General features: G+C 63.5%; 11 protein-coding genes. 1 reads left to right on the forward strand and 10 read right to left on the reverse strand.

Going from position 1 to position 15,025, the window contains the following annotated elements:
- Both AC0L2U_RS06425 and AC0L2U_RS06430 read right to left on the reverse strand, forming a co-directional pair.
- The coding region (locus tag AC0L2U_RS06425) for a transglutaminase family protein (protein ID WP_473601593.1) at positions 1 to 1,917 on the reverse strand (1,917 nt) is incomplete at its 3' end.
- 112 nt (positions 1,918 to 2,029) lie between these two features.
- The gene (locus AC0L2U_RS06430) at positions 2,030 to 3,226 is read right to left on the reverse strand and encodes an acyl-CoA dehydrogenase (protein ID WP_473601594.1); all 1,197 of its coding nucleotides are present in this window, start codon (positions 3,224 to 3,226) and stop codon (positions 2,030 to 2,032) included.
- Positions 3,227 to 3,371: 145 nt separating this feature from the next.
- Here AC0L2U_RS06430 and AC0L2U_RS06435 point away from each other — a divergent pair, with 145 nt between their 5' ends.
- Positions 3,372 to 4,283, forward strand: a complete 912-nt coding sequence (locus AC0L2U_RS06435; RefSeq protein WP_292133796.1) for a LysR family transcriptional regulator — start codon at positions 3,372 to 3,374, stop codon at positions 4,281 to 4,283.
- Here AC0L2U_RS06435 and AC0L2U_RS06440 read toward each other — a convergent pair whose 3' ends face one another.
- The 8 genes from AC0L2U_RS06440 to AC0L2U_RS06475 form a co-directional block, all read right to left on the reverse strand.
- Positions 4,284 to 6,611, reverse strand: coding sequence for a Tex family protein (locus AC0L2U_RS06440; RefSeq protein WP_473601595.1), 2,328 nt, complete (start codon positions 6,609 to 6,611; stop codon positions 4,284 to 4,286).
- Between the two features lie 127 nt (positions 6,612 to 6,738).
- Positions 6,739 to 7,920: a serine hydrolase domain-containing protein gene (locus AC0L2U_RS06445; protein ID WP_292682286.1), complete on the reverse strand. Its 1,182-nt coding sequence runs from the start codon at positions 7,918 to 7,920 to the stop codon at positions 6,739 to 6,741.
- A gap of 37 nt (positions 7,921 to 7,957) precedes the next feature.
- A complete protein-coding gene (locus AC0L2U_RS06450) occupies positions 7,958 to 9,157 on the reverse strand; it encodes a serine hydrolase domain-containing protein (protein WP_127809429.1) in 1,200 nt (399 codons plus the stop codon).
- Positions 9,158 to 9,225: 68 nt separating this feature from the next.
- On the reverse strand, positions 9,226 to 10,260 hold the full coding sequence (locus tag AC0L2U_RS06455) for an ABC transporter substrate-binding protein (RefSeq protein ID WP_023809982.1): 1,035 nt from the start codon (positions 10,258 to 10,260) through the stop codon (positions 9,226 to 9,228).
- A gap of 23 nt (positions 10,261 to 10,283) precedes the next feature.
- Positions 10,284 to 11,084: an ABC transporter permease gene (locus AC0L2U_RS06460; RefSeq protein WP_473601596.1), complete on the reverse strand. Its 801-nt coding sequence runs from the start codon at positions 11,082 to 11,084 to the stop codon at positions 10,284 to 10,286.
- A complete protein-coding gene (locus AC0L2U_RS06465; protein WP_292694202.1) occupies positions 11,077 to 11,997 on the reverse strand; it encodes an ABC transporter permease in 921 nt (306 codons plus the stop codon). The genes AC0L2U_RS06460 and AC0L2U_RS06465 overlap by 8 nt, the downstream gene beginning before the upstream one ends.
- Positions 11,998 to 11,999: 2 nt before the next feature.
- Positions 12,000 to 13,094, reverse strand: coding sequence for an ABC transporter ATP-binding protein (locus AC0L2U_RS06470; RefSeq protein ID WP_127380735.1), 1,095 nt, complete (start codon positions 13,092 to 13,094; stop codon positions 12,000 to 12,002).
- Between the two features lie 141 nt (positions 13,095 to 13,235).
- Positions 13,236 to 14,915: an amidohydrolase gene (locus AC0L2U_RS06475; RefSeq protein WP_473563562.1), complete on the reverse strand. Its 1,680-nt coding sequence runs from the start codon at positions 14,913 to 14,915 to the stop codon at positions 13,236 to 13,238.
- Between the last annotated feature and the right edge of the window lie 110 nt (positions 14,916 to 15,025).

Below are 15,025 nucleotides of genomic sequence, written 5' to 3' on the forward strand. Positions count from 1 at the left end.
CCCCCCCCCCCCCCCCCCCCCCCCCCCCCCCCCCCGCCCCCCCCCGCCCGCCCCCCCCCCCCCCCCCCCCCCCCCCCCCCCGCCGATCTCGGTGATCTCTTGTTCGACCCGGTCCTGCTGGCCGGTCGCAGCGGTGAACGATGTCGCTTGCTGGCGGCGCGCCATCTCGTCGGCACCTTCCAGTTCAGCCGGAGCCGCCGAGGGCAGGATGGCTTCACGCGCGGGCAGCGGTCCGCGTGGCAGCGACGGATCGACCGGCACGATGTAGGGGAATTGCTCCGGCGGCACATAGGGCAACGTGCCGAGTGGCAGGCGGTAGCCGACGGGTGAATCGCCGGGTACCAGGAACAGCCGGCCGCGCCGCGTCTTCCATTTTTCCGAGCGCCAGCGCGGATCCGATGCCTGGCTATTCCAGCGCTGCACCGGCAGCACATAGCCGGACGGCTTGGTCAGTCCGCGTTCGAACACCTTCGCCATACGGCTGCGTTCTTCCGGATCCTCCAGCCTGGAGTTGGACGGATCGACATTGTCAGGCAGCTTGCCTTCCTTGAGCAGCCATTCGGCCGGATCCTCATAGGCTTCGCTGACCATGGCCTTGTCGATGCCGAGTTCGCCGGCAATCGCGGTGAGCAGGCTTTCGGCCTGCTTCGGGCCGATATCGGCCTCGCTCTTTTCGCGTGCGATTAGCGACGGATCGCTCCATACCGGCTGGCCGTCGGCACGCCAGTAGAGCGAAAAGGTCCAGCGCGGCAGGCTTTCGCCCGGATACCATTTGCCCTGGCCGTAATGGAGAAAGCCGCCGGGCGCGAAGCGCTCGCGCAGTTTACGGATCAGTTCGTCCGCCTTTTCGCGCTTGGTGGGACCGACGGCGGCGGTGTTCCACTCGGCCGACTCGAAATCGTCGATCGACACGAAAGTCGGCTCGCCCCCCATCGTCAGCCGCACGTCGCCGGCGGCAAGCGCTGCATCGACCTTGTTGCCCAGCGCGTCGAGCGCCTGCCAGCTTTCGTCCGAAAATGGCTTGGTGATGCGCGGATGCTCGGCGATGCGGTCGACCCGCATCTCGAAGCCGAATTCGACATTGGCGAAGCTCGCCATGCCGGAAATGGGAGCCGCGTTGCGGAAATGCGGCGTGGCGGCCAGCGGCACATGGCTTTCGCCGGTGAGCAGGCCCGAGGTCGGATCGAAGCCGATCCAGCCGGCGCCGGGAAGATAGACCTCGCACCAGGCATGCAGATCGGTGAAGTCTATCGCCGTTCCCGGCGGACCGTCGAGCGCGATCAGATCGGGCTTCAACTGGATCAGATATCCGGAGACGAAGCGCGCGGCGATGCCGAGATTGCGCAGGATCTGCACCAGCAGCCAGCTTGAATCCCGGCATGACCCCTTTTTCGCGGCCAACGTCTCATCCGGCGAGAACACCCCGGTTTCCATGCGCACGATATAGGCGATCTCGCGCTGCAGCCGCGCATTGAGGTCCACCAGGAAATTGACGGTGTTGGCAGCGCTGCGATCGATGGTGTTCAGCAGCGCCGACAGCAGCGGTCCCGCCGGTTCCGGCGTGCGATAGATGGCGAGATCGTCGCGGATTTCTTCCGAGTACTCGAATGGAAATGCCTCGGCCGACGGCTCGACGAAGAAATCGAACGGATTGTAGACCGTCATGTCAGCGACGAGGTCGACCTCGATCTTCAACTCCGTCACCGGCTCCGGAAACACGAAGCGGGCTAGGAAGTTGCCGTAGGGGTCCTGCTGCAGATTGACGAAGTGGTTGGCCGGCTCGACCTTGAGCGAATGGCTCAGCACCTTGGTGCGGGAATGCGGCGCCGGCCGCAGCCTGATGATCTGGGGCCCGAGAACCACCGGCCGGTCGTACTTGTAGTGGGTCAGGTGGTAGACAGCTGCCAGAATTGCCATGGAGCCCCGGAATTCAGCGTTTCAAACGATTTCGCTGAACCCTGACACATCTGGCGACCATTCTCCAAGCAGAGATGTTGCGGTGCACCTAATTTAAGCAACGGTTGCCGGCTCAGAAAAACGCCTGTATCCCCGTCTGCGCCCGTCCCAGGATCAGCGCATGCACGTCATGCGTGCCTTCATAGGTGTTGACCGTCTCCAGATTCTGCGCGTGGCGCATGACGTGGTAGCCGATCTGGATGCCGTTGCCGCCATGCATGTCGCGGGCCTGGCGGGCGATGTCGAGCGCCTTGCCGCAATTGTTGCGCTTGACGATCGAGATCATTTCCGGCGCCATCTTGCCTTCATCCAGCAGTCGCCCGACGCGCAAGGATGCCTGCAGCCCAAGCGCGATCTCGGTCTGCATATCCGCCAGCTTCTTCTGGTAGAGCTGCGTGCCGGCCAGCGGCTTGCCGAACTGCTTGCGATCGAGACCGTATTGGCGGGCGCGGTGCCAGCAATCCTCGGCGGCGCCCATCGAGCCCCAGGAAATGCCGAAGCGAGCCCGGTTGAGGCAGCCGAACGGTCCGCCAAGGCCTTTTGCGTTGGGCAGCAGCGCGTCTTCGCCGACCTCGACGCCTTCCATCACCACCTCGCCGGTGATCGACGCCCTCAGCGACAGCTTGCCGCCGATCTTCGGCGCCGAAAGCCCCTTCATGCCCTTTTCCAGCACGAAGCCACGGATCTCGTCCTTGCCGTTCTCGCCCTTCAGCTTCGCCCAGACGACGAACACGTCGGCGACCGGCGCGTTGGAAATCCACATCTTCGAACCGGACAGCTTGTAGCCGTTGGCTATCCTCTCGGCGCGTGTCTTCATGCCGCCCGGGTCGGAGCCGGCATCCGGCTCGGTCAGGCCAAAACAGCCGATCCACTCGCCGCTGGCAAGCTTGGGCAGGTACTTCTTGCGCTGTTCGTCCGAGCCATAGGCGTAGATCGGATACATCACCAGCGACGACTGCACTGACATCATCGAGCGATAACCCGAGTCGACACGTTCGACTTCCCGCGCGACCAGCCCATAGGTGACGTAGTTCGCGCCAAGCCCGCCGAATTCCTCGGGGATGTTGATGCCGAGCAGGCCGGCCTCGCCCATTTCGCGGAAGATCGCGGTATCGAAAGTTTCGTTGAGGTAGGCGTCCTCGATCCGCGGCGCCAGCTTGTCGGCGGCGAAGGCGGCCGCGCCGTCGCGCACCATGCGCTCGTCTTCCGAAAGCTGGCCCTCGATCAGGAACGGATCTTCCCAGGCGAATGCGTTCTTGTCGGCGGCCATCGCGTTTCTCCCAAACCAATGCATGTCGCTCAAAACGATGACATGCATGAAGCAAAAAGCAAAATGTTGGCCCGTTCTATCGGCCTGCGTCTCGAAAAAATCAAACGAAATTGATTCACCGATCAATGAGCTCTAGGAATGGATCATGAGTGTCCAACGCCGCCTTTTGCCCAACATAAGCGCCCTTGCCGCCTTCGAGGCTGTGGCCCGGCTGGGCAGTTTCACCGCTGCCGCCCAGGAGCTCGATTTGACCCAGGGCGCAGTCAGCCGGCAGATCAGATCGCTTGAGGACCAATTCGGCCGCCGGCTGTTCGAACGCGACAGCCGCAATGTCAGGCTGTCGACATCGGGCGAAATCTACGCCGAGGCGGTGCGTTCGGCACTTGGCCAGTTGCGTGACGCAGCCCTTGGATTGATGAGCAATCGGCATAGCGGCATCCTGAACCTTGCCATTCTGCCGACCTTCGGCACGCGCTGGCTGATGCCGATGATCCCCGATTTCGTCGAAAACAATCCCGATATCACCATCAATTTCGTCACTCGCGTCGGCCGCTTCGACTTTGCCAGGGAGAGGCTGGATGCCGCCATCCACTATGGCCTGCCGGACTGGCCTGAGGCCGACTCGACACTGTTGGTGCGCGAAACCGTGGCGCCGGTCGTGTCGCCCGAATTCCTCGCCGGTCGCGCCATCGCCTCACCGGCCGATATCGGCCGCCTGCCGCTGCTGCACATGGCGACGCGTCCTGGCGCCTGGACCGAATGGTTCGAGCATCAGGGCCTGAGCGCGCCGAACGGACCGGGCATGCAGTTCGAGCAGTTCGGCACCGCCGCCCAGGCCTGCATGGCGGGGCTCGGCGTGGCGCTGCTGCCGCTGATCCTCATTGCAGGCGAATTGCAGCGCGGCCAGTTGGTGCCGGCGCCAGGCCACCCCATGCAAAGCCGGAGCGCCTATTACCTCGTCGTCCCGCATGACAAGCGCGGCCATCCGCCAGTCGCCAGTTTTCGCGACTGGCTGCTGGGCCGGGTCGAGAAGGAGCCGGCCGTTCTGGCGTGGTAGCTACTTCCGCTTCAGCGCATCCGCCAGCGCAGCGCCGAATGCGCCTTGCTGTGCCGGTCGCTCCGGCTGACGTTGCTGCGGTGCCGGCGAACGTGGTGCCGGCCTGCCGCCACCATTGTCGCGTGGCCCGCCACGCGGTGCGCCACCCTCGCCGCCATCCTTGCGCATGGAGAGCGCGATGCGCTTGCGCTTGATGTCGACATCGACGACCCGCACCTTGACCACATCGCCGGCCTTCACGACCTCATGCGCGTCCTTGATGAACCGGTCGGCCAGTTGCGAGACATGCACCAGCCCGTCCTGATGCACTCCGATATCGACAAAGGCGCCGAAGGCGGCCACATTGGTGACCGTGCCTTCAAGCAGCATGCCGGGCTTCAGATCCTTGATGTCATCGACGCCATCGGCGAAGGTCGCCGTCTTGAAGCCTGGGCGCGGGTCGCGGCCGGGCTTTTCCAGCTCCGCCAGGATGTCGCGCACCGTCGGCAGGCCGAAACGCTCGTCGACGAAGACGCGCTGGTCGAGTGCCTTCAGCGCGGCACTATCGCCCATCAACGACCGCACATCGCGCCCGCAGGCGGCGACGATCTTCTTCGCCACGCCATAGGCCTCCGGATGCACCGACGAGGCATCGAGCGGCTCGCTGCCATTGGCAATGCGCAGGAAGCCGGCAGATTGTTCGAAGGCCCGAGGTCCGAGCCGCGGCACCTTGAGCAGATCTTTCCGGCTGGCGAAGGGCCCGGTCGCATCGCGATGGGCGACGATCGCGTCGGCCAGAGACGCGCCGAGACCTGAAACGCGCGCCAGCAGCGGCGCCGAGGCGGTGTTGAGATCGACGCCGACGGCGTTGACCGCGTCTTCCACCACCGCTTCCAGCGAGCGGCCAAGCCGGTACTGGTCGACATCATGCTGGTACTGGCCGACGCCGATCGATTTGGGCTCGATCTTGACCAGTTCGGCCAAGGGATCCTGCAGGCGCCGGGCGATAGACACCGCGCCGCGCAACGACACGTCGAGACCGGGGAATTCCGCCGCCGCCGTCGCCGATGCCGAATAGACCGAGGCGCCCGCCTCGCTGACGATCACTTTCAGCGGCTTCGGGCCACCATCAGCCGGCATGTCGGACAGCATGTCGGCGACCAGCTTTTCCGTCTCGCGGCTGCCGGTGCCGTTGCCGATCGAAATCAGCTCGACCTTGTGCAGCCGGATGAGCTTGGCGAGCTCCGCCTGCGTGCCGCGCACATCGTTCCTGGGCGGGAACGGGTAGACGGTCGTCGTGGTCAGCACCTTGCCAGTGCCGTCGACCACCGCCACCTTGACGCCGGTGCGGATGCCGGGGTCGAGCCCCATAGTGGCGCGCGAACCGGCGGGCGCCGCCAGCAGCAAATCCTTGAGGTTACGGGCGAACACATGGATCGCCTCTTCCTCGGCCCGCTCGCGCAGATCGCGCATCAAATCGAGAGTCAGGTGCAGCGACAGTTTTATCCGCCAGGTCCAGCCCGCCACCTCCATCAGCCAGCGGTCACCCGGCAGGCTGCCTCCGATGGCATAGGCATTGGCGATCATCCGCTCGAGCGGCTTCACCGGCGACGTATCATCGGCATCGGCCTCGATGTCGAGCGAAAGCACCTCCTCGTTGCGGCCACGCAGCATCGCCAGCGCGCGATGGCTCGGCACATTTGCCCAGCGCTCGACATGGTCGAAATAGTCGGAGAATTTCGCACCGGCTTCCTGCTTGCCGTCGACCACCCTGGCGCGCATGAAGGCGCGCTCCTTCATGTAGCTGCGCAATTTGCCGACCAGATCGGCATTCTCGGCGAATTGTTCCGACAGGATGTCGCGCGCCCCTTCGAGCGCTGCCTTGGTATCGGCCACCTCTTCGCTGACATAGGCCAGTGCCAGTTCGGCAGGCACCAATGAGCGGTTCGCCAAGATGGCTTCGGCCAGCGGCCCCAGCCCGCGCTCCCTGGCGATCTCGGCCTTGGTCCGGCGCTTGGGCTTGTAGGGCAGGTAGATGTCCTCAAGTTCCGCCTTGGTGCTGGCGGCGACGATCTTGCCTTCAAGCTCCTCGGTCAGCTTGCCCTGTTCGCGGATCGAGCCAAGGATGGTGTCGCGGCGCGCATCGAGCTCACGCAGATAGGCAAGGCGTTCGGCAAGATCGCGCAATTGCGTGTCGTCGAGCCCGCCGGTGACTTCCTTGCGGTAGCGCGCCACGAACGGCACTGTCGCGCCCTCATCGAGCAGTTCAATCGCCGCGGCCGCCTGTTCGGGCCGCGCGCTGATCTCGGCCGCGATGATGGCTGCAATGCGCTTGATGTCGGATGCCATGTCGTACCTGCTCTCGTCCAAAGAGCGGCGACCATAGGCGCAGACGTCCGGTCCGCCAACCGCCGCGTTTCCATGAGCCCGGCGGGTCCACAGGAAAGCGCGCGCTAATGTGGCGGCCAGGCGAGGATCAGACCATCCGGCTCAGCGCCTCGAAGAAGGCGACGATTTCGACATCGAGCGGATCGTCGACCGGCTCGGGCTGCGACGACATCTTGGCGATCACCACTTTGGTCCTGGGATCGACATACAGCCACTGGCCATGAATGCCGATGCCGCAATAGGCGCCGTTCGGCAAGCCCGTCTGGTACCATTTGTTGCGATAGCGGCCCTTCGGGAACAGCGGCTGCATCGCGCCGCGCTGCCAAGCCTCGGAACTGCCGCCGCTAGCAACCGTATCGCGCACCCAGGCTTCCGGCACGATGCGGCGGCCATTGGCCACCCCGCCTTGCCGCATCATCTCGCCAACACGCGCCAGATCGCGCGGCGTCACCGAAATGCCGCCGGCAGTGCGCGCCGTGCCTTCCATGTCGACGCCGATCGAAGCTTCGCTGACAGCGCCCAGCGGCAGCCACAGCTTCTCGCGCATCAGGTCGGTGAACCGCTGGCCCGACGCGCGCTCGAGCAGCAGGCCGAGCAGGTCGGAATTCGGCGAGCGGTAGCGGAAGGTCTGGCCATGCGGCTCTGCAAGGCGTTGCAGGGTCAAAATGAATTCGCGCAGGCTCTCCGTGCCGCCGCCCGGATTCCACAGCGTGGCGCGACGATAGCGGGCGAAAGCGCTCTCCGGATCGAGATAGGCTTCCTCGAAATCGAGGCTGACGCTCATGTCGAGCACATGCCGCACGCTCGCATCACCATAGGCCGAGCCGGCGGCTTCAGGGATGTAGGCCGTCACCGGCGCTTCCGGGTCGAATACGCCCTCGCCTTCCAGAATGCCGGCAATGATGGCGGTCAGCGACTTGCTGATCGAAAAGATGATGTGGCGGGCGCCGAAATCCATATGCGGGGCGAACCAGTCGCCGACGATCTTGCCGTCTTTCATCACCGTCAGTGCGTCGGTGCTCGAACGCGCGAGAAATTCAGCCACTGTCTCCGATATGCCGGCCACCGTGACCTTCTCGCCGAGCAGCCCGCCCATATCGCACACGGGGGTTTCGACAACGCCCGACGTCGCCGCCACGCGGGCGGTCGGCACCAGTTCGCCGAGATTCTGGAACGACCACCGGTTGAACGGGTTCTCGCGCCAGTTGGCGAGCACCACCTGGTTGCGCCGGAAGCCATAGCGGGTCTCGAACACGGTCTTGCCGGTCATGGCGTTTCCTTCCGGGTCGTTTCTTCCTTGTGGGGGCTCAGCGAAGTGCCGTGGCGGCGATAGCGTGCACGGCCTTCAGCGTCGCTATGGAATAGGCACCATTGGCGAAATCCGGCCAGGTCGAAAGCTTCACCACGACCATTCCGGTGTTCCAGTCGATATGGATCATCTGACCGAACACGCCGCGGCACATCAGTGCGCGCGAGCGCGGATCCTCGATCCAGAACTGGTTGCGATAGCTGCCCTCCGGCAGGCTGGGGCTGAAGTCCGGCCCATGCCTGCCGTTGCGCGTCGCCTCGACCCAGCCGGCCGGCACGACGCCGCCACCATTGTCGAGGATCAGCTGGCCGAAGCGGCCATAGTCGCGCAGCGTCGCGTTGAAGCCACCGTCGGCCACCGCATAGCCGGCGCTATCGACCGTGAAGCAGGCGCTTTCATCAGCGCCGAGCTTTTGCCAGAGTTCTTCCGAAACTACCTGCGGCAGCCGTTTGCCCGTCACCCGCTCCATGATGAAGGCAAGCACGTCGGTCTCGATCGAGCGGTATTCGAATTGAGCCCCGTGCGGGCGGATCGTGTCCTTCAAGCCGAGGATCAGCTCGAACATGTGCGAGGGCCAACGAAAGGCCGGATCGCTGTCCGGCGGCACCGGCTTCCAGCCGGTGGCGACATCGACCTGGCCGATGTCGGAATAGCGGTCGGTATATTCCTCTGAGAAACGGACGCCGCTGGTCATGTCCAGCACATGCTGGACGCTGGCGCCGGTCCAGCCGGTAACGCCGAGTTCCGGCAGGTAATCTGTTACCAGTCTGGCCGGATCGATCAGGCCGCGCCCGACCAGTATGCCGAACACCGAACCGGTAACGGACTTCGCCATCGACTGCGACAAGTGCAGCGTGCGCTCATCCATGCCGTTGAAATAGCGCTCATAGGCGACCTTGCCGTCCTTGAGCACCAGAAAGCCGTCCGTATAGGTCTCGTCGAGCAACCCGGCGAGCGTCGTCGGCATGCCCTCGCTGTCCTCGACCGCCAGCCCGTCGAGATCGGCCTCGGCGCGTTCGAAGCGGTGGCGATGGCCGTTGCCGCGCCAGACTTCGGCGGTCGGCAGAATTTCACGGATGTGCTGGAACGCCCAGCGGTTCCACGGCGGCCGGTCCCAGTCGAGCTTCGGCGGTACCATGGCGGGCGGCGAGCCCTGCATGATCGGCGGCCGCGGATCGGAATTGCGATAGGAGTCCATGACGGCCGAGTCCCTTGAACATGAAAACGGACCCGGCGGCGTGTGCCGCCGGGTCCGTCGAACCCAGTTTATTTCTGCAACTCGGTCCAGATCTTGGTGTAAATTTCCTGGGTCTCCGGCGAGCACATCTGCTGCAGCTCGCCACGTGGCTTGTCCGCGGCCGGAATGATGACTTCGGGCGCGTCCTTCATGTCGGCCGGCATGTACTTGTCCGAGCCGGTGATGGCATTGGCGTAGCGATGGAAGGCCGAGAGACCTGCCGCGTTTTCCGGGTCCATGATGAAGTTCTGGAAAAGCTTGGCGTTCTCGACGTTCTTGGCTTCCTTAAGAACGACGACGTTGTCGCTCCACAGGCCGAAGCCTTCTTTCGGATAGTTGTAGTGGATGGCCGGGTTGGCCAGCCGCTGGCGCAGCGCCGAGCCGTTCCAGTCGCTGGTCGCCTTGAAGTCGCCGGCGCCCATCTTCTCGATGGTGTTGTATTCCATCGCGATCCAGTTCGGCTTGGCCGCCACCAACAGGTCGCGCACCTTCTTCAGCACCGCCTTGTCGTCGGTGCATTGCTGGCCGCCGACATACTTGATCGCGGCGAACATCACATCGCCCATCTCCGGAACGACATTGACCTTGCCCTTGAGCTCGTCAGGCGTGTTGAAGATGATGCCCCAGCTATCGGCCGGCCCCTTGTAGGCATCGGTATTGACGACCACGCCGATCGTGCCCCACGCCCATGGAACACTGTATTTGCGTCCCGGATCGAAATCGGGATTGGCCCATTCCGGCGCCACGTTCTTGAAGTTTTCCATCTTGCCAGGATCGGTCTCCTGGATGAGGCCTTCCTTGATCCAGATCGGCACGTAGGTCTGCGACGGCACCGCAATGTCGAAGCCGGTGCCTCCCTGGCGAACCTTGGCCAGCGCGGTGTCGTTGGAATCGTAGTCGGTGATGGTCACTTTGACGTTGTATTTGGCCTCAAACTTCTTGATCACGTCGGGGCTGGTGTAGTTGCCCCAATTGTAGATGTTGAGCACGCCGTCGGCGCGGGCCAGGCCCGTCGAGGCGAGCAACGCCAACCCCATGGCGGTTGCTGTTGTCTTCCAGTTCATGGTTTTAACTCCCATTTTTCGGTTCAGTCTCGTTTCCTGCTGACGAAGAAAAACAACGTGACGATCGCGACCGAAAGCAGCAGGAAGGCGGTCGATATCGCGTTGATCTCGGGTGTGATGCCGCGGCGGATCTGGCCGAGCATGTAGGTGGGCAGCGTGTCCTGGCCGCCCGATTTGACGAACTCGGTGATGACGACATCGTCGAGCGAGATGACGAAGGCCAGCATCAGCCCGGCCAGGATGCCGGGCCACAGAAGCGGCAGCGTGATGCGCCGGAAAGCCTTCCAGGGCGTCGCGTAGAGGTCGGCTGCGGCACGCTCCAGCGTCAGGTCCATATTCTCAAGCCGCGCCCGGATCGGCAAATAGGCAAAGGGAATGCAGAACGCCGTGTGTGCGGCGACCAGATAGCCGATGCCGGAATAGCCGGTGAAGATCTTGATGCGCGAGAAGAAGATCAGCAGCGCCACGCCGGTGACGATCTCGGGCACCATCAGCGGCTGGTTGATCGCCGCATATTTGAAGGTGAGGCCGGGATAGGGCGCGGTGCGGGTGGTGGCGAGCGCCGCCATGGTGGCAAAGATCGTGGAGAGCACCGCCGCGATGGAGCCAATCTGGAAAGAACGCAGCGTGGCATCGACGACCTGCGTGTTCTGCCATGCCGACTGGAACCATTTCAGCGAAAAGCCGCCCCATTCGGAGGTCGAGCTCGCCGCGTTGAAGGCATAGATGACCAGCACGATGATCGGCAGGTACAGCACGATAAAGCAGGTCGCGGCGATCGCGGTGAATCCTGGCTGGTGCTTGATGAAAAAGTTCTTAGCCATGACGCACCCCCGATCTTCCGGCATTGCGCACATAGGCAAGCAGCGCCACCATGACGATGATCATGACGGCGATCGACAGCGCCGAGCCGAGTGGCCAGTTGCGGCCCTGCCCGAACTGCAGTTCGATCAGGTTGGACAACATCATGTTCTTGCCGCCGCCAAGAACGCTCGGTGTCACATAGGCGCCAAGTGCTGGAATGAAGACCAGTATGGAGCCGGCGATGACCCCCGGCTTGACCAGCGGAAAGATGATCCGCCGCAGCACCTGGAAGCGCGACGCGTAAAGGTCGTACCCCGCCTCGACCAACCGGAAATCGAGCTTTTCCATGCTGGCATAGATCGGCAGCACCATCAGTGGCAGGTAGACATAGGCCATGCCGATCAGGATCGCCGTGTCGGTGTAGAGTATCTGGATGGGCGCCGAGATGATGCCGAGCTTGAGCAGGATCGTGTTGACGATGCCTTCGTTGCGGATGATCTGCAGCACCGCGAAGGTGCGGATCAAAAGGTTGGTCCAGAACGGAATGGTAATCAGGAACAGCCAGAGATCGCGGGTCTTTTCGCTGCGCGTCGCCATGAAATAGGCGGTCGGGAAACCAAGCACCAAAGTGGCGATCGTCGTCACCACCGAGAGCTTGATCGAGCGCAGGAAGATGGTGACGTGGGCGGCGGCGATCGAAAGCGTGTCGTCGAAGATATCGCGTTCCAGAAACACCGATACCCAAGCTTCCGGCGAGAACTGCCACTTCACGTCGCCATAGGAGCCTGGCGTCAGGAACGAGTAGACGAGCACGATCAGCAAGGGGCCGGTCGCGGCGAGGCAAATGACCAGCAGCGCTGGCGCTGACAAAAGCCAGCGGTCACGGACATCGCGCCGCTCCGCTGCCTTGGCGACTTCTTCCGCGGTCGCCATCGTCAGTCCTTCAGAACCTGAGCGGCATCGCTGCCGATGAGGATGCCGACTGCGTCGCCCTTCTCGAAACCGCAGCCCGCGCTGCGCGTGTTCTGCTGGCGTACGGTGAAGAGTTCGCCACTGTCGAGATGAACATGGATGTGGGTGTCGGTACCGAAATAGACGATGTTTTCGACCGTCCCCGACAGTTCGCCCTTGGCCTTGGTCAGCTTGGCGTGTTCGGGCCGAACCACCACCGTGGCGTTGGGTTTGGGCTGGAAACCCTGGGCCACGGTCGCCTCGATGGTCGCACCGGATTTGAGCGTGGCGCGCGCCTTGCCGTTGGCCATCTCGCTGATGGCGGCGGTGAGGAAGTTGGTTTCACCGATGAAGTCGGCGACGAAGCGCTCCGCCGGCTTGTCGTAGATATCCCAGGGCGAACCGACCTGCAGGATTTTGCCCGATGACATCACCGCGATGCGGTCTGACATGGTCAGCGCCTCTTCCTGGTCGTGGGTGACGAAGATGAAGGTGATACCGGTCTCGTGCTGCAGCCGTTTCAACTCGATCTGCATCTCCTTGCGCAGCTTGTAGTCAAGCGCCGACAGCGGCTCATCGAGCAAAAGCACCTTCGGCTGCGGCGCCAAAGCGCGGGCCAAAGCCACGCGCTGCTGCTGGCCGCCGGAGATCTGGCTGGTGCGACGACCGGCGAGTGCCTCCATCTTGACCAACTTCAGCATCTCGGCGACGCGCGCCTTGATCTCGGCCTTCGGCTTGCCCAGCATTTCCAGGCCAAAGCCGATATTGTCGGCGACCGTCATGTGCGGGAACAGCGCATAAGACTGGAAAACAGTGTTGACCGGCCGCTTGAAGGGCGGCAGCGGCGCGATGTCCTGGCCGTAGAGCAGGATTTCACCGGCGGTTGGAAAGTCGAAGCCGGCGATCAGCCTGAGCAACGTCGTCTTGCCGCAGCCGGATGGCCCCAGCAACGTGAAGAATTCGTTCTCGCGGATGGATACCGAGACCGTGTCGAGGGCAGCTACCTGCCCCTCACCTGATCCGAAAATTTTGCTGACGTTTACTACTTCAATCGCATTCCGATCCGGTTTGTCCGGCACGATTACGCCTCACTGTTGACCCCGCTCTTGCTGGCGGAGCTCTTCCCCTGTTCGATGTGACCACATGGCCGGTGGGTTGGCAAGCCCGGCATTGGGCCACAGTTCAATCAGTCATTGAGGCCTGCAAGCCCCATGCCATAGTCAGGCCTGATAGGTGACCTTGCCGCCGCAAATCGTCGTCACCGGCCGCACCTTGTGCAGGTCGGCCGGGGCGGTGTTCTCGATATCCATCGACAAAACCACCAGATCGGCCATGTAGCCTGATTTCAGCGTGCCCTTGCGGTGCTCGGCGAATTCGGCGTAGGCGCCCTCGATCGTGTAACCGGCGATCGCTTCATGCAGTGAGAAACTCTGGTCCGGGTCGCTTTCTGCCCACGGTTTGCGCAACACTGCCGCCTGAATGCCCAGGATCGGATCGATCGGCGACACCGGCCAATCGGATGCGAAGACGACATGCGCGCCGGCATCCTTCAAGGTCCGCCAGGCATAGCTCAGCGGCCAGCGCGCCGGTCCGATGCGCGATACCGTCGGCTCCAGTGGAAAATCCATTGCGCCCGGCGGATGCGGCGGTTGCATGGAGGCAATGACGCCGAGTTCGGCGAAACGCGGCACATCAGCGGTGGTGGTGACCTCGATGTGCTCGACGCGGTGACGGCTGTCGCGCTTGCCGTTCGCCTTCTGCGCCGCCTCATAACCGTCGAGCACCGCGCGCACCGCGCCGTCGCCGATCGAATGCACGGCGATCTGCAGCCCGCGTCTGTCGACCGCGACGGCCAGATCGATGAACTGTTGCGGCGTGAACAGCGGCTCGCCCACCCAGTCGAGCCGGTCGGCATAAGGCTCGACCATGACAGCTGTCCAGGAATCGAGAACGCCGTCGTAGAACACCTTGACCATGCCCGACGACAGCCATTCGCTGTTGTAGCGTTCGGCCATATCAGACGCCTTGGCGAGCATGTCGAGTGTCATGAAATTCTTGTAGTGGAACGGGATCTTGACGCGGCAGGGCAAGCCTTCCTCGGCGTCGATCTCGGCCAGCAGCTCAAGCTGATAGAGATTGCCGTCCATGTTCTGGATCGAGGTGATGCCGTGGCGGGCGCACCAGGCGAGCCCGCGCCGCATGATGTCGCGGTCGGCGTCCCGCTCCGCCGTCGTCGGCATCGGGTCCGGCTCGCCGCCGGTCGACAGCCCCAGCCGCACCCGGCCTTCGCCGGCAAGATCGAGCACCGGGCCAAAGGCCTCGCCTTCGCGCAATTCACCGGCGGCCAGACCATCGTCACCCATGACGATCTCATTGCCCGGACCAAGCGTGCGCCCCTGCAGGATGCCGGCCATTTCCAGCGCCTTGGTGTTGGCCCACATGGTGTGATGGTCGGGCGCCGCCATGCAGAACGGGCGATCGGGCAAGATGGCGTCGAGGTGATGGCGCGTCACGCGCTCGCTGCCGAGCACGGTGTAGTCGACGCCCTGGCCGACCAGCATCTTCGCGTCGGGCCGGGTCGGCGCATAGTCGCGGATCGCCTTCTGCAGCGCCTCGAAGCCATGAATACCGGTGAGTTGAAGGTGGGCAAGTTCAGCCCCGCCCGAAAACAGATGCATATGGGCTTCGATGAACCCCGGGACCACCGAACCGCCCTTGGCGTCGATGACCCTGGTGGCCGGTCCCTTGAACTCTTCGATGGAGGCACGGCTGCCGATGGCGATGATTGCGCCATCCTTGACGGCGACAGCCTCGGCGGTGGGATTGTCGTCGTCCATGGTCTGCACGAGACCGTTGATGACGATCAGATCCGCATTGTGACCCGCACCTGTGACAGACATCGCAACTCCGCGCTTTTGACGACTGACTGGGACCGACAAACCCTCTTGTCCAACGACCTGCCACCCCACCGGAGCGACGCCATGGACGAAAAAGAATGCCAGTGCGCTGT

This window comes from Mesorhizobium sp. WSM4808 (genome assembly GCF_055811675.1).